21 protein-coding genes are annotated in these 24,341 nt (G+C 69.5%); 11 read left to right on the forward strand and 10 right to left on the reverse strand.

All coding sequences use genetic code 11. The features are described from left to right. Positions 1–145: 145 nt before the first annotated feature. Complete coding sequence (locus ACFHWS_RS07145) at positions 146–2,680, forward strand: helicase-associated domain-containing protein (protein ID WP_416567852.1); 2,535 nt, start codon at positions 146–148, stop codon at positions 2,678–2,680. A 49-nt stretch (positions 2,681–2,729) separates the two neighbouring features. On the opposite strand, the gene ACFHWS_RS07150 is transcribed toward ACFHWS_RS07145, so the two are convergent. The 3 genes from ACFHWS_RS07150 to ACFHWS_RS07160 form a co-directional block, all read right to left on the reverse strand. Further along, positions 2,730–2,990: a hypothetical protein gene (locus tag ACFHWS_RS07150; RefSeq protein ID WP_416551127.1), complete on the reverse strand. Its 261-nt coding sequence runs from the start codon at positions 2,988–2,990 to the stop codon at positions 2,730–2,732. 133 nt (positions 2,991–3,123) lie between these two features. Further along, entirely contained in the window at positions 3,124–4,872 is a 1,749-nt protein-coding gene (locus tag ACFHWS_RS07155) for a cellulose binding domain-containing protein (RefSeq protein WP_416567853.1), read from the reverse strand. Between the two features lie 118 nt (positions 4,873–4,990). Continuing rightward, positions 4,991–6,394: an endo-1,4-beta-xylanase gene (locus tag ACFHWS_RS07160; RefSeq protein WP_416567854.1), complete on the reverse strand. Its 1,404-nt coding sequence runs from the start codon at positions 6,392–6,394 to the stop codon at positions 4,991–4,993. 790 nt (positions 6,395–7,184) lie between these two features. Here ACFHWS_RS07160 and ACFHWS_RS07165 point away from each other — a divergent pair. Next, complete coding sequence (locus ACFHWS_RS07165; RefSeq protein ID WP_416567855.1) at positions 7,185–8,855, forward strand: DNA repair helicase XPB; 1,671 nt, start codon at positions 7,185–7,187, stop codon at positions 8,853–8,855. Here ACFHWS_RS07165 and ligD (ACFHWS_RS07170) read toward each other — a convergent pair. Both ligD (ACFHWS_RS07170) and ligD (ACFHWS_RS07175) read right to left on the reverse strand, forming a co-directional pair. Continuing rightward, positions 8,847–9,800, reverse strand: coding sequence for a non-homologous end-joining DNA ligase (gene ligD, locus ACFHWS_RS07170; protein ID WP_416551123.1), 954 nt, complete (start codon positions 9,798–9,800; stop codon positions 8,847–8,849). The two genes, ACFHWS_RS07165 and ligD (ACFHWS_RS07170), sit on opposite strands and share 9 nt — an antisense overlap. Next, on the reverse strand, positions 9,790–10,761 hold the full coding sequence (gene ligD / locus ACFHWS_RS07175; RefSeq protein ID WP_416551122.1) for a non-homologous end-joining DNA ligase: 972 nt from the start codon (positions 10,759–10,761) through the stop codon (positions 9,790–9,792). The genes ligD (ACFHWS_RS07170) and ligD (ACFHWS_RS07175) overlap by 11 nt, the downstream gene beginning before the upstream one ends. 147 nt (positions 10,762–10,908) lie before the next feature. On the opposite strand from ligD (ACFHWS_RS07175), the gene ACFHWS_RS07180 reads away from it, so the two are divergent. Then, positions 10,909–12,015 carry a Ku protein gene (locus ACFHWS_RS07180; RefSeq protein WP_416551121.1) on the forward strand — a complete coding sequence of 369 codons (1,107 nt, stop codon included), beginning with the start codon at positions 10,909–10,911 and terminating at the stop codon, positions 12,013–12,015. A gap of 86 nt (positions 12,016–12,101) precedes the next feature. Here ACFHWS_RS07180 and ACFHWS_RS07185 read toward each other — a convergent pair whose 3' ends face one another. Then, complete coding sequence (locus ACFHWS_RS07185) at positions 12,102–13,919, reverse strand: hypothetical protein (protein WP_416551120.1); 1,818 nt, start codon at positions 13,917–13,919, stop codon at positions 12,102–12,104. Then, the gene (locus tag ACFHWS_RS07190; RefSeq protein ID WP_416551119.1) at positions 13,916–14,263 is read right to left on the reverse strand and encodes a DivIVA domain-containing protein; all 348 of its coding nucleotides are present in this window, start codon (positions 14,261–14,263) and stop codon (positions 13,916–13,918) included. The genes ACFHWS_RS07185 and ACFHWS_RS07190 overlap by 4 nt, the downstream gene beginning before the upstream one ends. Positions 14,264–14,753: 490 nt before the next feature. Between ACFHWS_RS07190 and ACFHWS_RS07195 the strand changes: the two genes are divergently transcribed. The 7 genes from ACFHWS_RS07195 (at position 14,754) to ACFHWS_RS07225 (ending at position 19,436) form a co-directional block, all read left to right on the forward strand. Continuing rightward, a complete protein-coding gene (locus ACFHWS_RS07195; RefSeq protein WP_416551118.1) occupies positions 14,754–14,993 on the forward strand; it encodes a winged helix-turn-helix domain-containing protein in 240 nt (79 codons plus the stop codon). A gap of 384 nt (positions 14,994–15,377) precedes the next feature. Next, positions 15,378–15,578: a GntR family transcriptional regulator gene (locus ACFHWS_RS07200; RefSeq protein ID WP_416567856.1), complete on the forward strand. Its 201-nt coding sequence runs from the start codon at positions 15,378–15,380 to the stop codon at positions 15,576–15,578. A 413-nt stretch (positions 15,579–15,991) separates the two neighbouring features. Continuing rightward, positions 15,992–16,252: a hypothetical protein gene (locus tag ACFHWS_RS07205; RefSeq protein ID WP_416551116.1), complete on the forward strand. Its 261-nt coding sequence runs from the start codon at positions 15,992–15,994 to the stop codon at positions 16,250–16,252. Then, on the forward strand, positions 16,249–16,863 hold the full coding sequence (locus ACFHWS_RS07210; RefSeq protein WP_416567857.1) for a hypothetical protein: 615 nt from the start codon (positions 16,249–16,251) through the stop codon (positions 16,861–16,863). Before ACFHWS_RS07205 ends, ACFHWS_RS07210 begins: the two co-directional genes overlap by 4 nt. Next, a complete protein-coding gene (locus ACFHWS_RS07215; RefSeq protein ID WP_416567858.1) occupies positions 16,853–17,296 on the forward strand; it encodes a hypothetical protein in 444 nt (147 codons plus the stop codon). Before ACFHWS_RS07210 ends, ACFHWS_RS07215 begins: the two co-directional genes overlap by 11 nt. A gap of 28 nt (positions 17,297–17,324) precedes the next feature. Beyond that, positions 17,325–17,762, forward strand: a complete 438-nt coding sequence (locus ACFHWS_RS07220) for a hypothetical protein (RefSeq protein ID WP_416567859.1) — start codon at positions 17,325–17,327, stop codon at positions 17,760–17,762. Positions 17,763–18,275: 513 nt separating this feature from the next. Then, positions 18,276–19,436, forward strand: a complete 1,161-nt coding sequence (locus tag ACFHWS_RS07225; RefSeq protein ID WP_416551114.1) for a cellulose binding domain-containing protein — start codon at positions 18,276–18,278, stop codon at positions 19,434–19,436. 43 nt (positions 19,437–19,479) lie between these two features. On the opposite strand, the gene ACFHWS_RS07230 is transcribed toward ACFHWS_RS07225, so the two are convergent. Both ACFHWS_RS07230 and ACFHWS_RS07235 read right to left on the reverse strand, forming a co-directional pair. Then, positions 19,480–20,577: an alkene reductase gene (locus ACFHWS_RS07230; protein WP_416551113.1), complete on the reverse strand. Its 1,098-nt coding sequence runs from the start codon at positions 20,575–20,577 to the stop codon at positions 19,480–19,482. Positions 20,578–20,625: 48 nt separating this feature from the next. Next, complete coding sequence (locus ACFHWS_RS07235) at positions 20,626–21,000, reverse strand: DoxX family protein (protein WP_416567860.1); 375 nt, start codon at positions 20,998–21,000, stop codon at positions 20,626–20,628. A gap of 117 nt (positions 21,001–21,117) precedes the next feature. Between ACFHWS_RS07235 and ACFHWS_RS07240 the strand changes: the two genes are divergently transcribed. Further along, complete coding sequence (locus tag ACFHWS_RS07240; protein WP_416551112.1) at positions 21,118–21,603, forward strand: MarR family winged helix-turn-helix transcriptional regulator; 486 nt, start codon at positions 21,118–21,120, stop codon at positions 21,601–21,603. 53 nt (positions 21,604–21,656) lie between these two features. Here the strand turns inward: ACFHWS_RS07240 and ACFHWS_RS07245 are convergent, their stop codons facing one another. Then, the gene (locus ACFHWS_RS07245) at positions 21,657–23,525 is read right to left on the reverse strand and encodes a LamG-like jellyroll fold domain-containing protein (protein WP_416567861.1); all 1,869 of its coding nucleotides are present in this window, start codon (positions 23,523–23,525) and stop codon (positions 21,657–21,659) included. Positions 23,526–24,341: the final 816 nt, after the last annotated feature.

The raw sequence follows: 24,341 nt of genomic DNA on the forward strand, positions 1-24,341 counted from the left end.
CGCCACAACGGGTGGATCCGGCCGGCGGATGGCCGGTCGGGTGGCGGCCGGAGGGTGAGCCTATGCGGGCGACTCCCGAGCCGGCGCATCTGCTCCGGACGGCCGAGGCCACCTGAGGCGTCCGGCGGGCTAGCGTGGAACAACCATGGCCAACACACTCGCCGACCACCTGCGTTCCCGCTCCGACGCCGAGCTGGGTGACCTGTTGCGCCTGCGTCCGGACCTGGTGGTGCCGGCGCCGACCGACATCACCACGCTGGCCGCCCGGGCCCAGTCCCGGGTCTCCTCCGCCCGTGCGCTCGACGACCTGGACGAGTTCACCCTGCGAATCCTGGACGCCGCGCGACTGTGTCGGGAGCCGTCGGCCCGGGACGACTCGGCCGGTTCGACCGACGCCGCCGACGCCGCCGTCGAGTTGGACGCGGTGCTGGCGATGGCCACTGTGCCGGGCAGCGGGGCGACCGCGGCTCAGGTCCGCGCGGCGGTGGGCCGGCTGCTGGCCCGCTGCCTGCTGTACGGGTCGGCCGGCCGGTTCCGGGTCGCCGGTGGGGTGGACGAGGCGAGTTCGCCGTACCCGGCAGGGCTGGGCCGGCCCGCCGCCGACCTGGACGACCGGGTCGCGCGACGGTGCGCCGACCCGGCCGCGTTGCGCCGGACACTGCTCAGCGCCCCACCATCGGCCCGGGCAGTGCTCGACCGACTCGCCGCCGGCCCGCCGCTCGGCACGGTGACTACCGCTACCGCCACCCCGGCCACCAGCGCTCAAGCCGCCGACACACCAGCCGGCGGCGGTCCGGGCGACGGGGTGAGTCCGGTGCGCTGGCTGGTCGAGGCCGGTCTGCTGGCGGTGGTCACCGACGCGCCGGCCACGGCCGGCAGCCAGGCCGTGGAGTTGCCCCGCGAGGTCGGGCTGCTGCTGCGCCGGGACACCGGGCCGCTCGGCACGCTGCGCCCCGACCCGCCTGCGGCCGGTTCCGCCGAGCGCGATCCAAAGGTGGTGGACTCGACCGGTGCCGGGCAGGCGATGGAGGTGGTCCGGCAGGCCGGCGCGCTGCTGGAGGCGTTGGCTGCCGAGCCGGCGCCGCTGCTGCGTACCGGCGGGATCGGGGTACGGGAGCTGCGCCGACTGGCCCGCGCCGGTGGGGTCAGCGAGTCGCTGGCCGGGCTGCTGATCGAGATCGGGTACGCCGCCGGGCTGGTCGGTGCCGCCGAACTGCCCGCCTCGGCCAGCCGCACCGCCGTCGACCAGCAGATCCTGCCGACCGGCAGCTACGACCAGTGGATCAACGAGCCGGTGGCCCGGCGGTGGGAGCGGCTGGTCGGGGCGTGGCTGGCGATGACCCGGCGGGCCGGGTTGATCGGCCGACGGGACGACCGGGACCGGCCGATCACCGCGCTGTCCACCGACGTGGAGCGGGCCGGCGCGCCGCCGGTACGCCGTACCGTGCTGGGGGTGCTGGCCGGGTTGCCGCCGGGAGCCGCGCCGACCGCCGACGAAGTGCTCTCGCTGCTCGCCTGGCAGGCGCCACGGCGCAGCCGGGGCCGCGACGACCTGCACCGCGAGGTCCTCGACGAGGCGGCTCAACTGGGCGTCACCGGGCTGGGCGTGTTGACCGGGTACGGCCGCTCGCTGCTCGCCGGAGAGGGCCGGGACGGTCGGGACATCTCGGCCGACGACGATCCGCTCGGCGTACGGGCCACCGAACGAGAGCACCGAGGTGCGGCTTCGACGGCGGAACGCGCGCTGGCCGACCTGCTGCCGTCCCCGGTGGACCACGTCCTGGTGCAGGCCGACCTGACCGTGGTGGTGCCCGGCCCACCGGAGCCGGCCCTGGCTGCCGAGTTGGAGCTGGTCGCCGAGCCGGAGTCGACCGGGGCGGCCAGCGTTCACCGGGTCACGCCGGCAAGTGTGCGTCGGGCGTTGGACGCCGGCTACCAGGCGGCCGAGCTGCATGAGCTGTTCGCCCGGCGGTCCCGCACCCCGGTGCCGCAGGGCCTCACCTACCTGATCGACGACTCAGCCCGTACCCATGGCGGATTGCGCGCCGGATCAGCCGGCGGCTATCTGCGCAGCGACGACGAGGCGTTGCTGGCCACCGTGCTGGCCGACCGCCGGCTGGCCGCCCTGTCACTGCGCCGGCTGGCGCCGACGGTGCTGGTCTGTGTGGTGCCCGCCGGCCGGATGCTGGAGGCACTACGACAGGCTGGCTACGCCCCGGTGCCGGAGGACGGCACCGGGGCCGCGCTGCGTACTGGCCGGCCCCGAGCCCGGCGGGCACCGGTGCGGCATCCGGTGACGTTACGGTCGGTCGATCCGCTGGCCGCGCCGAAGCTGACCGCGCCCCGGATCAGCGGTCTGGTCGAGCAGCTCCGTCGCGGGGAGGCGGCGGCCCGGGCGGTACGGCGTACACCCGGCCCGATCCGGGCGGCCACCGGGCAGACGGTCGACGGATTGGCTGCGGTACAGGCGCACTCGCAGGCGCTGGCCGTGTTGCAGCAGGCGGTACGGGACAAGGCGCTGGTCTGGGTGGGCTATGTGGACGCGCACGGCGCCGCCGCTTCCCGGCTGGTCCGTCCGGTGTCGATCGGCGGGGGTTTCCTGCGGGCCGAGGACGAGCGCACCGAGACGCTGCACACCTTCGCGCTACAACGGGTGACCGCTGCGGTGGTGCACGACTGACTGACCGCGCAGCATGTGCTCCCGATCGGTACGCCCGGCGACCCGGGGCTCAGCCCGTGGGCCGACCGTCGTGCCGGTGCCGGCGGGCCGCCTCGATCACCGATACTGCGAGCAGCAGGGCGAATCCAGTGCCGAGCGCCTCGCCCACCGAGTCGACGAAGCCCTGACGCAGCACCAGCCAGCCGAACAGGAACCAACCGACCAGCGAGGACGACGCGAACGCGTACCAGAACAACGTGGTCCGCGACACCGACGACGGGTAGCCCCGGTCGGTCGGGTCTTGTCGATCCGCTCTGTCGTTGACCGCCATGACCGCCTCCCGGCCCGAATGCTGCCTTTCGCTCTTCCAGACTGGCAGGTCGGGGCCGGATCGGACAGTAGCCGGCAGCGGCCGACGTGTCCGGCGCCGGTGCGGCTAGGAACCCGCACCGGCGCCGGAGGTTTCAGTGGGTGAGCACGACGGTGGAGATGCTGCGTGCGCCCACGTTGACGGTGACCTGCTGGCCGTTCACCCCGACCGACTGGCTGGCCGCATTCGAGTACCGCGAGGTGAGGTAGTGCTCCGCCCGTGTCACGTTCTGCGGGGCCTGGACCACCGCACCGTTCACCGCGCTGTTCGAGCGGTTGAGGACCACCAGGGTGGTCTTCCCCTCCCCGGTGTAGGCGGTCACCTCCAGCGGTGACGCCTTGGAACTCTTCGTCAGGGCGACCCGCTGGTAGCCGGGGCGCACGTACTTGGCGTACTGGGAGAACGCGTATCCGCGCTTGAGCGGTTCCCCGGCCGTGGTGCCGTAGGCCGATTCACCGTCACCGATGAACGAGTAGAACCGCTTGCCGTACCACCAGATGTAGGCGGTCCAGTTGGCCTCCATCGTCCGGTGCACGGTACGCATGATGTCGTCGAGCGTCTCGTCCCAGACGGCCTGGTTGCTCGGGTCGCCCCAGATGTTGGAGCCGCTGCCGTCGGCCTCGTGATGGTTCCACTCGGTCATCCACACCGGTTTGCCGTGCTGATTGGCCAGGTTGTACGGCTTCAATCGGCCCGAGGACTCGAGGCCGTACAGGTGCCCACCGATGTAGCCGATGTTGTTGCGCGCGCCTGCGTCGTTGAGGGTCGGATCGGTGTAGCTGTAGTTCAGGTTGACCGCCTCGGCGACCATCAGCTCGGTGTTCTGCACCCGCCACCCGTGGTCGCGGACAAAGTTGCGCAGCTCGGTTCCGCTCCAGTCCATCGAGTCGTAGCTCGGGTGCCAGTCCGGCTCATTCTGCACCGAGGTGACGTCGACCGTCACGCCCTGGTTGCGCATGTACTGGACGTAGCTGTTCAGATGGTTGGCGTAGTCGTCGTAGTAGTCGGTACGCAGCTTGCCGCCGTTGATCCGACTGTTGTTGGTCTTCCAGGCCGCCGGTGCCGTCCACGGTGACGCCAGGATCTTCACGTCGGAGCCGTACGACTTCGCCGTGCGCAGGGCGTTGACCTGGTTCGACCATTCGCCGGACTCAGGTGAGATGCCGGTCCGGATGATCGACAATCCCAGTTGATCGGGGCCCAGCCCGACCAGGGTCTGGGTCTCGGCCGTCGACCAGGTGCTGCTGCCCCAGATCCAGGTGGCGGCTCCGAAACCGTCGACGGTCTGGTACCTGGTGGAGCTGTTCACCGTGATGTCGGCCGGCCCGGTCGGCGGCCGCGTGGTCGGCGGTGCGGTGGTCGGCGGTGCGGTGCTGGGCGGTGCGGTGGTCGGCGGTGCGGTGGTCGGCGGAGGTGCGGTGGTGGGCACCGTACCGCCAGTGCAGGCCACTCCGTTCAACGCGAAGCTGGTGGGAGCGGGGTTGCTGCCGTTCCACGACCCGTTGAAGCCGAACGAGGTCGTACCGTTTGTCGGGATGGCACCGTTGTAGCTGACGTTCCTGGCGGTCACCGCCGCCCCACTCTGGGTCAACGTCGTGTTCCATGCCTGCGTCACCGTCTGGCCGGCACCGAATGACCAGGTGAGGCTCCAGCCGGTGAGTGGGTCACCGAGGTTGGTGATGGTCACGTTGGCGCCGAACCCACCCGGCCACTGCGACGACACCGCGTAGTTGACCGAGCATCCGGCGGCCGCAGCGGCCGGGGTCGCGGCGGCCACCGCGGCCGACGCGAGCAGCACGGCCCCGACGGACGCCACGGCGGCGTTGATTCTCCACTTTCTCATTCACTTTCCCCGATCTACTGAGTGGCCATCCGCAGTGGGCTGGCCGCGATGCCTACCGAGAAGAGCTGGTTCAGCTGGTCCGGTGGGGCAGGACGGTCCCCTCACCGGCCCAGCGGGCTCAGCTGGCCGTGCAGCCGGGCGTCGGAATCGAACCGTTTCCACTGGCCTGGAAACCGAACTCGGTGGACTGCCCGGCACCGACCTGGCCGTTGTAGCTGACATTGGTGAAGTCGACGGCACCGGTGTTGCCACTGCGGTCGGCGTTCCACGCGTTGGTCACACTGGCTCCGGACGGCACGGTGAGCCGCACCCGCCAACCGTTGATGGACGCCGGTCCGGCGGTGACCCGGACGGTGGCCACGAATCCGCCGTTCCAGGAGTTCATCGAGACGGTGGCGGAGCATCCGCCGCCGGGCGGGGGCGGAGTGGTCGCCGGCGGTGCGGTGGTTGCCGGCGGTGCGGTGGTTGCCGGCGGTGCGGTGGTTGCCGGCGGTGCGCTGGTCGGCGGCGTGGGGTTACCACCGGCGTTGAGGGCGTTGAGTACGGCGTCGTAGGCGGGTTTCTTGTTGCCGTTGCCGTCGAACAGCAGCGGGTTGGCGCCGGTACGCCAGGAATCGGGGTCGAGCACGCCCCAGACGGTGATGCCGGTGCACCGGGCGACGGCGAGGCAGGCGCGGGTGACCTGGCCGTACATGTTCGCCTGGTTGGAGCCCTGCAGAATGTCGAGTTCGGTGATCTGGACGTCGACGCCGAGGTCGGCGAAGCGTTGGATGTTCTGCTGGTAGGTGGGGTCGAGGCTGGTGCCGAGGTGGGACTGCAGGCCGACGCAGTCGATGGGCACACCGCGGGACTTGAAGTCGCGGACCATGTTGTAGATGGCGGTGGACTTGGCGTTGATGCCGTCGGTGTTGTAGTCGTTGTAGCAGAGTTTGGCATTCGGGTCGGCGGCGCGGGCCGTGCGGAAGGCGACTTCGATCCAGTCGTTGCCGGTGCGTTGCAGGTTGGAGTCGCGGCGGGCACCGCTGCCGCCGTCGGCGAAAGCTTCGTTGACGACGTCCCAGGAGTGAATTTGGCCGCGCCAGTGGCCGGCGACCCGGTTGATGTGGTTGATCATGGCGTTGCGCAGGGCGGTGCCGGACATGTTCCGCGCCCACTGGGGTTGCTGGGAGTGCCAGACGAGGGTGTGGCCGCGGACGGTCATGCCGCGGGCGCGGGCGTGGGCGATGAGTTGGTCGCCGGCGGTGAAGTTGAACTGGTTCTGGTTCGGTTCGGTGTGATACCACTTCATTTCGTTCTCGGCGACGATGGAGTTGAACTCGCGGTTGAGGACCGTGGCGTGGGGTTGGCGGTTCAGCATGAACGAGTTCGTGGCAGCGCCGAAGTAACGCCCGCTTTCGGCCGCCGCCGCGCCCAGCGTCGACGCCGCGCTGGCCGAGTTGGCGACCGCTACCGCCATTGCGGTGGAAAGCACGATCGTCGCGGCGAACGCGACCATCGTGCGTACACTTCTGACCGTTTTCATTACCTTTCCTTCCTGACTGCGCGACCGGCGCCTATGGCCCACTGAGGTCGAACCGTCGGACGGCGACAGAGCTGAGGAACCACCGATCGAGCTCTTTCCAGGCACCGATGCCGATACGCCGCTATCCGGTCAGCAAGCATCCAGCGGAGTCGTAGTGGGATTGGGCGGTGCCCGGAAACCGCTGGGAGATCGCGTCATGCAGCGTGACCCGGGACGCTTGACCGAGGTAGACGAGGCCTGCCCGCAGCGCTCGACGCCGGAGGCCCGGCTCGGAAGGTGGCGACGCTGCCGACGACCACCCCGGCCGGCTCCCGACAAGACCGATGGATGCGGCTGGGGCGTGCCCTGAGCCCCACAGCAGGAGCATAGGTGCTACCGACGAAGCGTTCAAGACATAGAGGCATTTAGATTTAATCGCCGGTGGCGGCCGCCGGCTGCTCGCTGGAGAGTCGCCAGCAGCCGGTGGCCACCACCCGGCCACCACCCGGCCGCCGCACGGGTGCGGACCGCTCGCCCCCGTTGCTCCGCCCGCGTCGCCGCTACCCGAGCTGCCTCTCCGCCCGGACGGGTCACGGTGCAGATCGAACGCATCCGTCGGCGCCGGCCAGTGTGACGCTGCCCTGAGCGGGACAGCCGTCGTGGCGTAAGACGCCGCAGCCGCCGCCGAGGTTGCGATATTCACACGGTCCGCAACATCGCCACTCCGACAGTGGCGTCGGTCACCGGGGCCGCCCGGTGCCGGGCGATCGTGTGCGAGACTGGTGGGTCGGCCAGAAGGGGGATACCGACAGTGAACAACGGACCACTGATCGTCCAGTCGGACAAGACCTTGCTGCTGGAGATCGACCACCCGGACGCCACCGCGTGCCGGATGGCGATCGCCCCGTTCGCCGAGCTGGAGCGCTCGCCCGAGCACGTGCACACGTACCGGCTCACCCCGCTCGGCCTGTGGAACGCCCGCGCCGCCGGGCACGACGCCGAGAGCGTCGTCGACGCGCTGCTGAAGTACTCCCGCTACCCGGTGCCGCACGCGCTGCTGGTCGACGTCGCCGACACCATGGACCGGTACGGCCGGCTGCAGCTGGCCAACGACCCCGCGTACGGGCTGGTGCTGCGGACCACCGACCGGGCCGTACTGACCGAGGTGACCAAGAGCAAGAAGCTCGCCGGCATGTTCGGCGACAAGATCGACGACGACACGGTGGCGGTGCACCCGTCCGAGCGGGGCCGGCTCAAGCAGGGCCTGCTCAAGCTGGGCTGGCCGGCCGAGGACCTGGCCGGCTACGTCGACGGCGAGGCGCACCCGATCGAGCTGGGCACCGCCGGCGTCGACGGGCAGCCCGGCTGGTCGCTGCGGTCCTACCAGCAGGAGGCGGTCGAGCAGTTCTGGGCCGGCGGCTCCGGCGTGGTGGTGCTGCCCTGCGGCGCCGGCAAAACGCTGGTCGGTGCGGCCGCGATGGCCCAGGCCAAGGCGACCACCCTGATCCTCGTCACCAACACGGTCGCCGGCCGGCAGTGGAAGCGGGAGCTGGTCGCCCGCACCTCGCTGACCGCCGACGAGATCGGCGAGTACTCCGGCGAGCGCAAGGAGATCCGCCCGGTCACCATCGCCACGTACCAGGTGCTGACCTCGCGCCGCAAGGGCGCCTTCACCCACCTCGACCTGTTCAACGCCCGCGACTGGGGCCTGGTGATCTACGACGAGGTGCACCTGCTGCCGGCGCCGATCTTCCGGTTCACCGCCGACCTGCAGGCCCGCCGCCGGCTCGGCCTGACCGCCACCCTGGTCCGCGAGGACGGCCGGGAAGGCGACGTCTTCTCGCTGATCGGGCCGAAACGCTACGACGCGCCGTGGAAGGACATCGAGGCGCAGGGCTGGATCGCCCCGGCCGAATGCGTCGAGGTGCGGGTCACCCTCACCGACGCGGAACGGATGGGGTACGCGGTCACCGAAACCGAGGAGCGGTACCGGGCGGCGGCCACCGCGCGTACCAAACTGCCGGTGGTCAAGGCGCTGGTCGACCGGCACCACGGCGAGCAGGTGCTGGTCATCGGGGCGTACATCGACCAGCTGCACCAGCTCGGCGAGTTCCTCGGCGCGCCGATCGTGCAGGGCTCCACCACCAACAAGGAGCGGGAACGGCTGTTCGACGCGTTCCGGCAAGGCGAGATCCCCACGCTGATCATCTCCAAGGTCGGGAACTTCTCCATCGACCTGCCGGAGGCGGCGGTGGCGATTCAGGTGTCCGGCACCTTCGGTTCCCGGCAGGAGGAGGCGCAGCGGCTCGGCCGGGTGCTGCGGCCCAAGGCCGACGGCCGGCAGGCGCACTTCTACACCGTGGTCTCCCGGGACACCATCGACACCGAGTACGCCGCGCACCGGCAGCGGTTCCTCGCCGAGCAGGGGTACGCGTACACGATCGTCGACGCCGACGACGTCCTCGGCCCGGCCCTACCCTGACTCTTGGCTGCGGTCCGGGACCGGCGGCCCGACGGTCAGCAGGTCGGCGAGCAGGTCACCGTACTCGGCGAGGCGGTCCAGCACCTCGGCGGCGGTGAACCGGCGGACGACGCCCGGCTCGCCGGCCGCCGCGGCCTCCACCTCGGGCCAGGTCAGCGGCGCGGAGGCGGCCGGCACCGGGCCGGCCCGCAGCGAGTACGGCGCCACCGTCGTCTTCGCCGCGTTGTTCTGACTCCAGTCGATGAAGACCCGGCCGGGGCGCAGCCGCTTGGCCATCTTCGACGTGATCGTCTTCGGTGACCGGCGTTCCAGCTCCTCGGCGACCCGCTTCACGTAGCCGGACACCACGTCGGCCGGCTGCCCGGCCGACACCGGCGCGCCGAGCTGCATACCCTTGCGGCCGGAGGTCTTCGGGAAGCAGGCGATGCCGTCGTCGGCGAACCGGTCGCGGATCAGCACCGCGACCGCGCAGCACTCCTCGATCCCGGCCGGCGCCCCCGGGTCGAGGTCGACGACCAGCAGGTCGGGGTCGGCGCCGACCCGCCACTGCGGGGTGTGCAGCTCCAACGCGGCCAGATTGGCCAGCCAGACCAGGGTGGGCAGGTCGTCGGCGATCACGAAGTCGAGCTCGTCGCGGCCCCGCGACGACCCGGGGGTGGGCAGCCGTTCGGTACGCACCCAGTCCGGCGTGCTCGCCGGGGCGTTCTTCTCGAAGAAGAACTGGCCGTCGACGCCGTTCGGGTAGCGGATCCGGGTGAGTGCCCGGTCGGCGAGGTGCGGCAGCAGCGCACCAGAGACCCGGGTGTAGTAGTCGATCACCTCGCCCTTGGTGAACCCGGCCGCCGGGTACAGCACCTTGTCCAGGTTGGACAGCTCCAGCGACCGGCCGGCCACGTCCACCCGGATCCGGCCCTCGCCCGCGCCACGACCGCGGTCAGCCCGCATCGGCGTCCTCCTCGGTGACGTCGGTGGCCGGCACGTCCGGGCGGATCCGCAGGAACCGGGGGAACCGCAGCCGCCCGTCCGGGGTCTGCTGGCCGTACCGTACTTCGATCACCACCTCTGGGCGTACCCAGATCGCGCCGCGGGCGTCCTCCCGGGGCAGCGCAGCGTCGAACGGCGACACGTCGGTGCGCAGCGGCTCCAACGCGGCCAGCAGGGCCCGCTCGGCAGCCGAGCCGATCCCGCCGCCGACCCGGCCGGTGAGCCGCAGTGCGCCGGTCGCCACGCCGGCCGCGTCCCGCACCGGTACGCCGACCAGCAGCCCACCGATCCGGCGGGCACCGGGACGCCAGCCACCGACGACGAAGTCCCGGGTCAGCTCGATTTTGACCTTGACCCAGTCGGGGCTGCGGGCACCCGGCCGGTAGATCGCGTCGCGTCGCTTGGCGACCACGCCTTCCAGCCCGTGCTCGGCGGCGGCGGCCCGGGTCGCCGGCCCGTCGGTGAAGCTGGGCGGTACCGCCCACGCCGGCCCGGCCAGCCCGAGCGCTTCGAGGGCGTGCCGCCGGTCGTGGTACGGCCAGCCGGTCAGGTCGGCTCCGCGCAGCCGCAGCAGGTCGAAGATCATGTACGTGGCCGGCGCACCGGCGGCCAGTCGGGCCGCCCGCGCCGGGTCCCGTACGTGCATCCGTTCGGCGAGCAGGGTGAACGACGGTCGGCCGGCGGCGTCGAGCAGCACCATCTCCCCGTCGAGCAGGGCGTCGTCCAGGGCGCGGGGCAGCCCGGACAGCTCCGGGTAGGCGACGGTGATCTCGGCGCCGGACCGGGCGTACAGCCGCTGCCCGCCGGCGGAGATATCGGCCAGAGCGCGCACGCCGTCCCATTTGAACTCGTACCACCAGCCGGGGCCTGTGGGCAGCTCCCCGGTCGTCGCGAGCATCGGCCGCAGCGGTCCACCCGGCATCCTGTCACTGTAAAACCAGCAACGAAGTGGTCGCGCTGAGTTCTGTCGGATGCGATCCTGGATCAACACCGGGCCGACCTGGTGATCTTGACCTTGGGGAAGGGCGGGACAGGTCGGCGGCCGCCGGTGGTGGCGAAGGGATCAGCCATGCGCGCGATCTGGAAAGGCGCGGTGTCGTTCGGCCTCGTGTCGATCGGGGTACGCCTGTACTCCGCTACCGAGGAGAAGGACATCCGGTTCCACCAGGTGCACCGGGAGGACGGCGGGCGTATCCGGTACAAGCGGGTCTGCTCGGTCGACGGCGAGGAGGTCAGCTACGACGATATCGCCAAGGGCTACGACCTCGGCGGCGGCGAGATGGTGATTCTCACCGACGAGGACTTCGCCGACCTGCCGTTGAGCACCTCCCGGGCGATCGACGTACTGGAGTTCGTGCCGGCCGACCAGGTCGACCCGATGCTCTACAACAAGGCCTACTTCCTGGAGCCGGAAGGCACCGCGACAAAGCCGTACGTGCTGCTGCGCGACGCCCTGGCCGACTCGGACCGGGTGGCGATCGTCAAGGTCGCGATCCGGCAACGTGAACAGCTCGCCACCTTGCGGGTACGCGACAACGTGCTGGTACTCAACACGATGCTCTGGCCGGACGAGATCCGCCAGGCGTCGTTCGGCTTCCTCGACGACGACATCCAGGTCCGCCCGCCGGAGCTGGCGATGGCCGCCTCGCTGATCGACTCGATGGCCGGCGAGTTCGCCCCGGACGAGTACACCGACGACTACCGGGCGGCGCTGCAGGAGGTCATCGACGCCAAGGTGGAGGGCCGGGAGATCGTCGCCCCCGAGGAGGAAGAGGAGGCACCGGCCGCCGCGGTCGACCTGATGGCCGCGCTGCGCGCCTCGGTCGAGCGGGCCCGGGTGGCGCGCGGGGAAGCCGCTGGCGAAGCTTCGGACGAGGCTGCTGGCAAGGACCGGGAGCCCGCCGAGCCGACCCCGATCACCTCGGCCAAGTCGGCCAAGGCCGCCGCCGCCGCGCCGGCGGCGAAGAAGGCGGCCCCAGCCAGGAAGACGGCCCCGGCGAAAAAGTCGGCGACCGCCGACCAGAAGAAGACCACCGCCAAGAAGGCCCAGCCGGAGAAGAAGACCGACGCCCGCAAGGCCGCCGCGAAGAGCACCGGTCAGAAAACCGGCGGTACGCAGAAGTCAGGTGCCCGCAAGACCGCCGCGAAGAAGACCGCTGACCGCAAATCCGCCTGAACCGCCTACTCCGGACCCTCCCCGGGGCAGACACGAGTTACAGCTTGATGCCACAGGTGCATCTTGATGCACCTGTGGCATCAGCGTCAGCGGCTCGGGGCGACCCAGAATCGGCAGCCGGCCTGGTCCAGATGCGCGGCCACCACCTGCCCGGCGTGCGCGGTGGCCAGCTCGGTGAGCTGCCCGACGATGTCCGGCACGGCCGGCGGCGCCAACTGCTGCGGCACCGGGATCGGCTGCGCCGGGTCGGCCGGCAGCGATTCGACCACCGCCAACTCCAGGTAGTGCAGGCAGCAGCCGATCGCCTGCGGCACGCTGCGGCTCAACGGCTCGTCCACCGGCTCCAGCTCATCCACCGGCTCCAGCTCATCCACCGGCCCCTTCCCACCGGCCGGGTTCGTCCCGCCGGCCGCAGTGCTGGTCACCGGCAACGCCTCGACGCCCCAGAGCAGGTCGTGCACCACCATCGGATCGTCGACGTACGGCCGCATGTCCCGCGCGGTCACCCGCAGCGCCAGACCGAGCCCGACCACCAGCGCAGCGAACGCGTCGAACGCCGGTAGTTCGGCCCAGTCGGTGGCGTGCACCAGCAGGCGGGCGCCGGGTCGACCGGCGGCGGCAGCCCGCAGGTACCGCCGGATCGGGTCCGGCCCGTCGCCGAGCACCGGCACCACCCCGTCGCGCAGCTCCTGCGGGACCACCCGCTCGCCGGTCAGGTCGAGCAGGTCCACCGGCCGTACGCCGAACACCCCGGCCAGCCGGCCCAGCCGGAACCGTTCCGGCAGCCGCGCCACCGGCAGCCCACCCGTTGCGATGACGGGCGCACCGGTGGCCGGGCTCGTGGTGCGGCTCGGCCGCCACTCGACGTGCGTCGCCCGGTCCCGAAGATTGGTGACGGTGACGACGGCAGCGTCGAACTGCCGGCCGTGGCCACCGCACCGCCGACAGGTCAGCACCGGGTGCCGCCAGCCGGTGGCGTGACAGTCCGGGCACGGCTCGCTGGGGATCGGCTCGCCGAGCCACGGCGGCAGCGGCGGCTGCCAGGTCCGGCGCAGCACCGGTGCCCGTTCGGGGATCGCCGGCCGGGGGCCTGGGATTCGGCACAGCGACGTGTGATGCCAGCGGCGGTCCCGCCAGATGGCCTGCGCCCCGGCGGTCCACTCCCCCGCGCTGGCCGGTGCCGGCGGCGGCGTACCGCAGTCCTGGACGATGCGGCGCTCCAGCCGATCGACGTCGATCTCGTCGGGCGGCGCCGCCGACCGCAGCGCCGGCAGCAGGAAGTGCGCCGGTGCGGTCAACGACCGCTCGGCCAGCCCGGCCAACGCGTCCGCCACGGCGGTACCGTCGACGGCAGCGGGCAGGCTCGCGGCGTACCCGCGCTGGTCACGGGGCACGGCCGCGCCGGGCGTCTCGAACCTGATGTCCCAGTTGAGATCGGCCGCGAACACCCCCCACCGGGCCTCGACGACCAGGTCGAGGCAGAGCAGGTCGGCCAGCGCGCACAGCCGGCCCAGCGACTCGTCGACGCTGACCGGCTGCTCAGCCACCGTACGCCCGAAGTGGATCGACCAGGCCGGGTGGCCGGGACCGGCGTGCGCCGCCGCGAGCCCGGCGACCCGTTCGGCGTCCGGCAGATCCGGCCGCCAGGTCGACGGCAGGGTCAGCACCGGATCGGCTCCCAGGGCAGCGGTGTGGTCCAGGTAGCGCAGGTCACGCAGCGTCGACCGGTCGACCTTGACCTGCGCCGCCAACTCGTCACGCACCGGCCACAGTGGTATATCCCAGCCGCCGTGCAGGGCCGGCTCCGGCTCGATGTCGCCGGGCATCACGCTGGTGGAGGCGACCGCGCCGGTGTCCAGGTTCGCGACGGTCAGCACCAGTTGGGTACGCGGCCCGGTGGTCATGCGTACATCCGGGTCTGGGTGGACTGCCATTCGCGCAGCGCCCGCTTGATCCGCAGGTTCTCGTCGTCGGTGCGCCGCAGGTCGTCGCGCAGGGCGGTCAGGTCCTCCGCGACGTAGTGCAGGAAGGCGTACACCTCGGCAGGGTCGAGGCCGCGCCGCACTTCGCGGAACCGGCGGTCGCGGACCTGGCCGGGGTGGATCCGGGGCCGCAACGGCGGCCGGCGGAACACTCCGGCGTTGCGGGGCACTCCGGCGTTGCGGGGCCGCAGGTGCTGTGGTGGCTCGACCACCCGGTTTGCTCGCCGGCCTGGTCGGTTGAAGATCCGGTGGAGAAGGTTGCGCATCGTCGGGGTTCCCCTTCGGTCAGGAGTACGCCGGCAGCCGATGCCGCCGACGCGATGCCGCGCTGTTGCTGTGCCTGATCTGCTCCCGATGCTGGTGCTGGTGCTGCGCATCTGTGTGCTTGGACAGGGCGACCCGCCGACCGGGAAGGCCGAAGCGGGAGGACTCGCAGCCGACGGGTCGCCCCAGCTCCGGCGGTCGCAGCCTCGTTCGGCGAGTACGACCCCGGAGCGGCTCATGCTGGATCTCTGCTGCTCACGGGCTTACGGGTTTCGCGGGGATTCGCTCGGGTAGGGCGGTCGGGGCGGGCAGGCCGCGCGCCACCACCCCGCCCCGACCAGTGCACGAACACCCCATCGTTGCCACGCGAGGAGCGCTGGTGGGAGCAACTTGAATGAGGAAGCCAAGTAACTTAAGTCCCATTGTTCATACACGTTCCTTGTGATCAAATTGGAGTCGCCACGCGAGGAGCCCTCGACAAGCAGGAGCGTCATGCCTGCCAAGCCTGACTACCTGCGGGTAGCCGACAAGATCATGGCCGACATCCGCACAGGAAAGTACGCGCCCGGCAGCAAGCTGCCGTCGATCGCCGAGTTCTGCAAGATGTACACGGTCAGCTCGTCCACCATGCAGCTGGTGAACGTGCGACTCGAAGCCCTTGAGGTGATCGACCGCCGCCAAGGCAAGGGCATCTTCGCCACCGATCCGGCGACGTGGATGCGCAAGCCGTAGGGCCTCGCCGGCCACCGGCGACCCCTGCCGTCTCGTCAGACCCCGCGCATCCGATCACCACGCCCTGGAGCACGAAGCCCGGCCGTCAAGCCGTCCCGGGTAGCCGGCACATACGCACACCCCCTCCCTGACTAGTCAACCGTCCACGCCTGCCGGCCACCCGGCGAGGCGATACCACCTGCTCAGCCGCCACCCGATCCGTTTTGCCGAACCAACCGGAGACGACCACGGCTCAACTTACCTTAGTAACTAGGCCAGGTCTACCCCTGACTTGTTGGAGCTTGCCGAGCTATTGCAGTAACTAAAGTAAGTCCGGCATGATCGGAGGTGCCGAACCAACTGGAGACACCTCACATGCCTACAGCCCAACCACCGTTCCGGCGCATGGCCGCCGACATCACCGAGATGATCAAGTCCGGTGCGCTCGCGCCCGGAGACAAACTCCCATCCACTGCCGAGCTCGCCGACAAATACGGCGTCAGCAAGGGCACCGCCTACCGAGCGCTGTCGCTGCTCCACGAACGTGACCTGATCATCGGTCAGCAGGGACGAGGCACCTACGTTGCCGACCACTCGACCGGCTAGCCCGACGCCGACCCCGGCCAGGGCGAACCGCCCTGGTCAGACTCGCCCACCCGACTCCACTCTCGCCCTCAGTGACCACCAACGCCGACACGGACGGCCAAATACCACCCCCTAGGTCTCGAGCTGAAGCTGACGCACGTTGTCCCGCCGGGTTGACGTACATCAGCTTCAACTCGCGGCGAGCGGAGTGGACAACGACCGACCGCCCGTCACCGTCGGCGAAGAGCGTCCCGGCAACGCGGCACACATATGCCGCAGTCCAGACATCTCACCAAGCAGCCGACCATGCACCGCCACTGATCCACTGTGTCTACCAGTAGACCGTCCCCGTAGCGGACAGACGGTAGCCTCCACATCACCGGAAGGCGCAGCACGTCGCGGATTGCGTCGCCCCCGTCTGGACGGATGCCTACATGTCGGTCAACGATGTCAAGGTGCGTATCGGGCTGGCCATCGAAGCCGCCGAGGAGGCCAGGAAGCTCATCGAGCAGCTTGCGGAAGTCGCGGCAGAAGCGGGTGACCTGGCGCTGCGCACCGTGCACGACAGCCAGCACGACTGCGTCAACGAAGGCCGGGAGCACTTCAAGGCTGCGATCAAGGAGGTTGAGCTGACCATCCGTCGGATCGATGCGTGTGTCGAGCACGCCCGGGTGTACCGGAGAAAACTCGGGTGACCCTGGCCGACGTGGTCGCCCAGCTCCGTACCGCCGTCGAGCGACTGGACCAGGCCGCAGCCGGAGCTACTCGCGCCCAAGCGGACCTGGCCCAGGCGCACCGGCACCTCGACGAAGCCGGCGCCGGGTCCGACCACAGTGAGACGCGGGGTGCCGTCGACGATGCCGCGATCGCGGCGGCCAAGGCCGGCCGACTCGGCAACCTGCTCGCCAAGTCGGCAGAGGCGTTCTCCAGGTACGGCAACCACATCATGCCCGGCTCGATGCCCGTCGGCCGGGCCAACCCGGATACCAGCCTGCCCTCCGGCGAGGAGATCGTCGCCAGCACCGCACGCCCGAAGAGCTGGCACCGACGAATCGCCAAGAAGAGTGTTGAGAATGCCGAGACCGCCGGCGACGTGACCGGAAAGATAACGGATGCGATAACCCAGCTTGGACCGAAGGGAACCACATCTACGGTGCAACATCCCTCGACCCCCGGGCCCTCCAACCAAAGCCCCGGTTACGCTGAATCCGCCGAGTCCGCCGCAATTGTACTCGCGGCAACGCTTGCCCTTATCCTGAAAAAGCTCGACGATAGGAAGTCTCGGAGGCGGAACATTGACGACTGACCGCGAGCCGTACCTGGAACTCCTCCGGGAGCTCACCCACGGCGACCCAGCTGCCTATCGGGAGCGCTGCCGGCAGCTTGACGAAGCAGGGTGGCAGGAGCTCGGGCTTGTGCTCGGAGCAGCGTTTTTCCTCGCTGCACGCGAGCGGCTCGGGGACAGGACAACCAGGGGCGAGATTATTCGCCTGGTCGCCGAGGTTCGCAGCAAGTTCGCGGACACCACGCTGAATCTTGATCCGGAGCTGGCCGAGAAAATGCTGATCTCGGCCCTGACCGGCGAGACCGGCGACGTTGAGGGTGCTGAGCAGGGCGCACTACTTGAAACCGAACTCGTCGTGCTGTGGCATCTACTCTCGGACGCACCAGCAGACAAGTTGAACCGCTTCCTCGCTGAGGTCGACCAGCTCGCGGAGGAGTGGAGTGAAGAAGATTAGTCCAGGGGCGGTTGCCCTGGTACGGGCGTTGCTCGCCCTCGACGACGACACAGACGGGCCGACCGCCCAGGAAGATGTTCCGCCCGAGGACCAGCTCGGGGTGGCAGCACTCTTCACCTCCTTGTTCGTCCTCGCCGTGCAACGGCAGTACCCGGAGGGTGCCAGCCGCGGCGAGATCATCCGCTTCGTCGCGGAGCTTCGCGCCGCCCTTCCTGCAAGCACGTCGGTCGATGCGCGGGCGACCGAGGGGACGATCACCTCCGTGGTGGACGCAAAGCGCCGGGAGGAGATTCCGCCGGATGTGGCGGCGGAGTCGGTGATGGAGGTCATCCAGTACCTTCTCGACCCAGCCAAAATCGGCATGGACGAGCTGGAAGCAGTCTTTGCGCGGGCCATCGCGTACGCCGAGGAGCACGGCCTCGACGCTCAGCTGCGAGTGGAAGAGTCCTACGGGAGCCAGCCCTGATCCAACATCAGGCGCTTCCGATCACCGCGCTCGGACTACGACCGAGACCGCCGCCCTCGTCAGACCCGCACGCCGAACTCAGGCTTACCTACCCGGCTTTACTTTCACTCTCAGTGACCACCAATGCCAGGACGGGCGGTCAACATCGGACCTTCGCGTCGAGGTGAGGCTGACGCACGTCATTCCGCGGTTTGACGTGCGTCAGCCTCACCTCGACATAAGCGGAGTGGGCACCACAGCGGAGTGGGCACCACTCTGCACCGTTGACGGTCAGTGACGTGGAGTCCCGTCAGATAGGGAGCAAATACCGCGTAAGCCACGTTCCCGACGCTCGGAGCAGGCACCGGGCGGCCATACCCAGCGCGTCGTCACACCCGTTGTACAGTGACAGTCACTGATGTAACGATGAGGGCGCCTACAGTGGCCTGGGCCGGCGGACAACTGTGGGACCGTCCGTCCTGCCGGCCCAGCTAGGTCGGCACGGGTTCCTGGGATCAAAGGAGACCAGCCCCCATGTCGTTGTCGTCCACCCCACCGACGCGTCACCGTACCGATGAAGTGCCCCGCAGCCGCCGACGGACCTCGTGGTGGCGGACCTCGTGGTGGCGGGCCACGGCCGGCGTCGCCGCCGCGATGCTTCTCGCCACCAGCGGTACGACGGCGGCCAGCGCCCCGGCACACGCGGCCGGCACGACCGCCGGGGCCGCCACCAGTGCCAGATGCCTGACGGTGACAATCGAGAGCAGCTACTGGAACAACGGCCCGGACAGCGGTGGCGTCTTCCGCGACATCACCATCACCAACACCTGCGCCACGGCGGTCACCGGCTGGAAACTGGTCCTGACGCTGCCGGCCGGCGAAACGGTCCAGCAGGGCTGGAACGCCAACTGGACCCTGGACGGCGAAACCCTCACCGCCACTCCGACGACGTGGAACAACATCATCGCCGCCGGCAGATCGGTCGAGATCGGATACGTCGGCGCCTGGACCGGCGACCGACCGCAGGATCCGGGCTGCACCATCAACGGCGACCCGTGCGACGGCAACCAACCCGGGCCGGGGCCGGCACCCGAGGTGACGCTGACCAGCCCGGTCGACAACAGCTACCTGGTGTCAGTCTGCGCCATCCGGATGACCGCCGACGCCAGCACCAAGACCGGGACGATCGAACGGGTCGAGTTCCACATCAACGACCAGCTCGTCGGCAGCAACACGACGGCCCCGTACGGCATCGACGTTCCACCCGACCACCCGGCGCTGCGCGACGGCGACACCAGTGACGGCTTCCCACGGCACACCGCCTTCGCTCGGGTCGTCACCGCCTCACCGGCGGACACCGCCGACTCGGCGACGATCACCTTCAGCCAGGCCGCGCCGCCACCGGCGCTGATGGTGATCGCCTGTCCGTCGCAGGTGGAGGTGTCGGCCGGTGGCTCAGCGACCATGACGTTCGTGACCGTCTGCGCTGCCGCCCCGGCGCTGCATCTGACGGTGACCGGCGACCCCGGAGTCAGCGTCACCCCGACGGTCACCCGGCCCGGCAGCACGGAACACCCGGTCACCATCACCGCCGCACCCGGCAGCGCCGGAGCCGTAGCCCAAGTCAGGGCGACGGCCGACACCGGCTCGTGTCTGCCGGCCACAGCAACGGTCACCGTCGGCCCACCCGACTGACGAAACGGCTCAGCCCGCTGAGCCGGCGGTACCGCCGGGCCGCCTATCCGGCGCTGGCCGGAGTGCCGGCACCGTCCAAGGACGGGTAGTCGGTGTAGCCGTGGGCGTCACCGCCGTACACCGTCGCCTGGTCGACCTCGTTGAGCGGAGCCTGCTCACGCCAGCGGCGTACCAGGTCGGGGTTGGCGATGAACGGTCGACCGACCGCGACCGCGGTCGCCTTGCCGCTACGTACCAGGGTCTGCGCGGTTTCCCGGTCGGTGACCGACGCGAACCCGGTGTTGACCACGACCGGGCCGCCGAACCGGGCCGACAGGTCCGCGAGCAGCGGATCGGCCGGGTCGATCGACAGGTGCAGGAAGGCCAGGCCGAGCGGGGCGATCGCGTCGACCAGCCCCCGGTAGGTGGCGGCGGTCTCGGCCGGATCGTCCTCGACCAGCCCGTTGGCGCCGTTGGCCGGGGAGAGCCGCAGCCCGACCCGTTCCGGGCCGATCTCCTGGGCGACGGCGGTGACCGTCTCGGCGACGAACCGGGCACGGGCGGCCGGCGAACCGCCGTACCCGTCGGTGCGCTGATTGGTCGGCGGGGCGAGAAACTGGTGCAGCAGGTAGCCGTTGGCGCCGTGCAGCTCGACGCCGTCGAGGCCGGCGTCGACGGCCGAACGCGCCGCCTGCCGGAACTCGTCGACCACCTGCGGCAGCTCGTCGGTGGTCAGGGCGCGCGGCGTCGGGTACGGCTGCATGCCGGTGGCCGTGATCATCGTGCCGTCGGCGGTGACGGCGCTCGGCGCGACGGTCTCCTGCCCGTGCTTGTTGTCCGGGTGGGCGATCCGACCGGCGTGCATCAGCTGGGCGACGATCCGGCCGTCGGCGGCGTGCACCGCCTCGGCGATCCGCCGCCAGCCGTCGACCTGCGCGGGCGTGTGCAGGCCGGGGGTGTTCGGGTAGCCCTGCCCGACGGCGCTCGGCTGCACCCCCTCGGTGATGATCAGGCCCGCGGTGGCCCGCTGCTGGTAGTAGGTGGCGGCGTGCTCGTTGGGTACCCCGTCGGGCTGCGCCCGGTTGCGGGTCATGGGTGCCATGAACACCCGGTTGGGCAGGTTCCACTTGCCGATGATCACCGGCTCGAACAGCTCAGGCATGGTCAGGTCTCCCCAGGAGGTGGTGAATGGTCAGAAGGCGTACGGGCGTCAGAAGGCGTACGGGCCGAATCGGCCCCAGGCGACGACGGCGGCCATCGCCAGGAGTGCCAGGTTGGGAACGATCGCCGGGTACTCCTTGCGCTGGGCGTGCACGATCGCGGCGCCGATCATCATCAGGACCAGACCGAGGGCGGCCAGCGGTACGAAGATCGGGGCGATGCCGGTGGCTCCGGGCAGGATCAGGCCGATCGCGGCAAGGATCTCCAGCGCGCCGATGGTCCGTACCAGGCCCATGGGGAAGTCGGCGGCGAAGCCCATGCCCTTCTCGACGAGCTTCTCTCTCGGCTGGCTGACCTTCATCAGCCCCGCGCCGAGGAACGCTGCGGCGAGCAGTCCGGCGAGCACCCAAAGAACGATGTTCATATCTGTCTCCGATGTCGGATCGCTTTAAGCTTGAAGCGAGGCTAGTCCGCGATGACTTCAAGCGTCAAGTGACGCAGCTCTCGTGATCACTTGACGCTTGAAGCTAGACTCGACAACATGGCCACCCCGACCGAGCAGCCGCACTGGCTTGACGAGGACGAGCTGGAGACCTGGTTCGCCCTCGTCAGCGTGCTGACCAGGCTGCCGGCGGCGCTCGACCGGCAGCTGCAGCGCGACGCCGGGATCAGCCACTTCGAGTACCAGGTCATGGCCGCACTGTCCGAGACGCCCGAGCGCACCATGCGGATGAGCCGGCTCGCCATGATCGCCGACGGGTCGTTGTCGCGGCTGTCACAGGTCGTCACCCGGCTGGAGAAACGGGGTTGGGTCAGCCGCGCGCCGGACCCGACCGACGGCCGCTACACGCTTGCCACGCTGACCGACGCCGGCTGGGACAAGCTGGTCGAGACGGCACCTGGACACGTCGCCGAGGTGCGCCGGCTCGTCTTCGACCCGATGACCAAGGGCCAATGCCGACAACTACGCGACATCGGCCGCCGGATCACCACCACCATCGACCCCGACGACTCCTGCCTACGCTGAACGCGGCGGCCTGCGCACCCTGTGCCGGCACGCAGGCCACGCTCAACGAACGGTCACCCGATCGGGCCACCCGCCATTCCTGACATCCGGGCGATCATGGTCTCGTCGGCGGCTCCCGCGTACACCCGGACCTCGTCGACGACGCCGGTGAGGTACTGGCCGAAGCTCCCGTTGTGCAACGCCCGGCCCACCTGCAGGCCGCCGTCCGCCCGCCAGCCGGCCGTGTACGCGGCAGTGCCGGTCGCAGAAAGGTAGCCGTCGACGTAGAGTCTCACCTCCTGGCGCGCCGAGTCGTAGACCACCGCCAGGTGCTGGCCGAAGTAATCCCATTCCGGGTACGTCAAGTTGTCCTGTATGACCGTCGACGCCGGGTCGGTGGTGTCCTGGTGTGGCAGGACCAGCTCCCAGCGATTCGACGCGGCGTTGCAGCGGATGACGAAGCCACTGGCGGTGACGCCGGCCTGGGACAGCACCGCCTGGTCGGTGTCTCCGCAGGTCGGGCCCGGCAACCGCACCCGTACGCCGACGGTGAAGCTGCGGTCGGTAACCGCGATCGGTCCGTCGGTCTGCGCCCAGTCGTCGACGCCGTCGAGCACCAGATGCCCATCAGCTACCAGCGGCGGCTCAGCGAACGGGTCCTCGTCCATATCCGGGGCGTACAGGTGCGAATCGCCGTGCAACCGCAGGTCCGCACCGCCGCCGTACTCCGGGCTGTTGCCGTTGGTGGCCTCGTCCAGCGGCCAGTAGCCGAACGAGGTCGGCGGCCGAGCCGACAGGTCTCGCACCTCGTGCGACACCAGTACGCGGTCGAAGACCGCGACGTCGGCGAGGTCTCCGGCCCAGCCCTCGGTGTAGCCGCTGCCGCTGACCGCGCGACCGATCTGCACCGCACCCTGCGACGCCCACACCGACTGACGCAGCGCCACCGGCTGTTCGTCGCCGTGGACGTACAGGGTCATCGTGGTCAGCTCCGGGTCGTACGCGGCCGCCAGGTGGGTCCACTCGCCGAGCATGACCGGCGCGGTGCTGGTCACCGACCACACAGCCGGTGAAGGCGAGTCCGATGCGGCGATCTCGAACGCCCAACGGCCACTGTCCGCGTCGAAGCTGAGGGTGAAGCCGGGCGCGTCGATGCCGTCCTGGCTGACCGCGACCCGGTCGACCGAGTCGTCGGTCAACCGCACCCAGGCGCTGGCACCGAACCCGGTCGACGTGTCGATCAGGCCGGAAGTGCTGGTAGCCAGGTAGCTGGTAGCCGCGTCGCCGGTGAGTCGGGCCGCCCGGCCGAGTTGGCACTGCGCGCCCAGGTCAGCGCACTCCGACCCAGGAACGCCGAACGTGACGCCGCTGCCGGCGGCCGCCGGGTGGTTGCCGCGCGCGTCCGCCGCCGACGTGGCACCGGCCGCGTCGTCGAGCGGCCACTCGCCAGCAGCGAGCCGGGTCGGTACGGAGAAAAGGCAGTATGCGATCGGCGAACGTCCTCCGTCGGCGTCGACCGCCTGCACGGTGACTGAGGTCGTCCCGTCCTGCACCGGCATCCAGCGCAGCGACACCGGCGCACCGATGCTCGCGGGCACTAGGACGTTGTCCGGCAAGGGGTTGGTGTTGAAGCCGTACAGGTACTTGACGACCTGGGGGGACGGCGAGTGGAAGGTGAAGGTGCCGTACACACCGATCGACCCACGGTGCTGGTTGTCCTCGGCGCAGGCGCTGGTGTGTTCGTCGGCGTCGAGCGGCAGGTACTCCGGCGAGTCGATGTCCGGCGCGATCGGCGCGACGACGTTGCTCGACGTCGCAGTTTCGTGCCCGGTCGGTCCGGCCACCGCCGGAGCGGCGGCCACGGTGTGTACGCCGAGCACCAACGCGATCAGCACTGCCACCCGCCGCAGCCCGCGCACGGATCCACGATTATCCACTGTCATCTACTACTCCCCCTTGCCAGGCACTGAATACGCGCGATAACCATGCTTTCACACAACGATGATCGTTGTCAATGCGTGGCACCAGAGCTAATCGACTTGCATCTTCCGCATACAGCGGCACGAGAGCCATCGCACTACCCAAATTTCCACGGACAGCCCAAACGCCCACAAGCGAATAGAATCATCCCGCGACGAGGCAGCAACGACAGTCTGCGGTCTTAACCAAGGCGACCAGACAGACCAACCAATGTCCACATCCTGACCTCAACCAGCAACAATGAGCTCACTTTCTCCACCTGGAACTTCCAAGCCAGATGATTCACTCGAACGATGCATTCGGACAACAAATGACAGACAGGCAACGAAGCCTTCTCCAAGGTCGGACGACAAGAGCACCGGAATTACACTACCGGCACGATCATCGATCCTCAAAAAATCTAGGATAATTTGTCGATCATCATTATTGGCACAACTCAGGGTCAACGACGAGTACACTGACTTTAGTTTCACCCCCACTACACCAGAGAAGAGTGCGCGCGTCGTTACACCACTACCCTCTCCTCTAATCTCCAACTCAGAATGACTGACGCTATATCGCCACGGTCGAAACTTACCATCCAACACAACAGGAAGTTCCGCATAGCGAGCCAATTCGCTAGCCAAATGGATTCGCTACCTTTTCACCATTCCGATAGAATGTTGTGCGCGACACCTATTCAGGCAGCCAAGGAGCGACGCCCGGAATCAGAGTGCAGGGCGGGATCAAGTGATCATGGCGACACTGCGTTCTTGACCAGATCGTTGAAAACTTCGATC

It is taken from the genome of Micromonospora sp. LOL_013, assembly GCF_048060315.1.
Lineage (GTDB): Bacteria > Actinomycetota > Actinomycetes > Mycobacteriales > Micromonosporaceae > Micromonospora_E.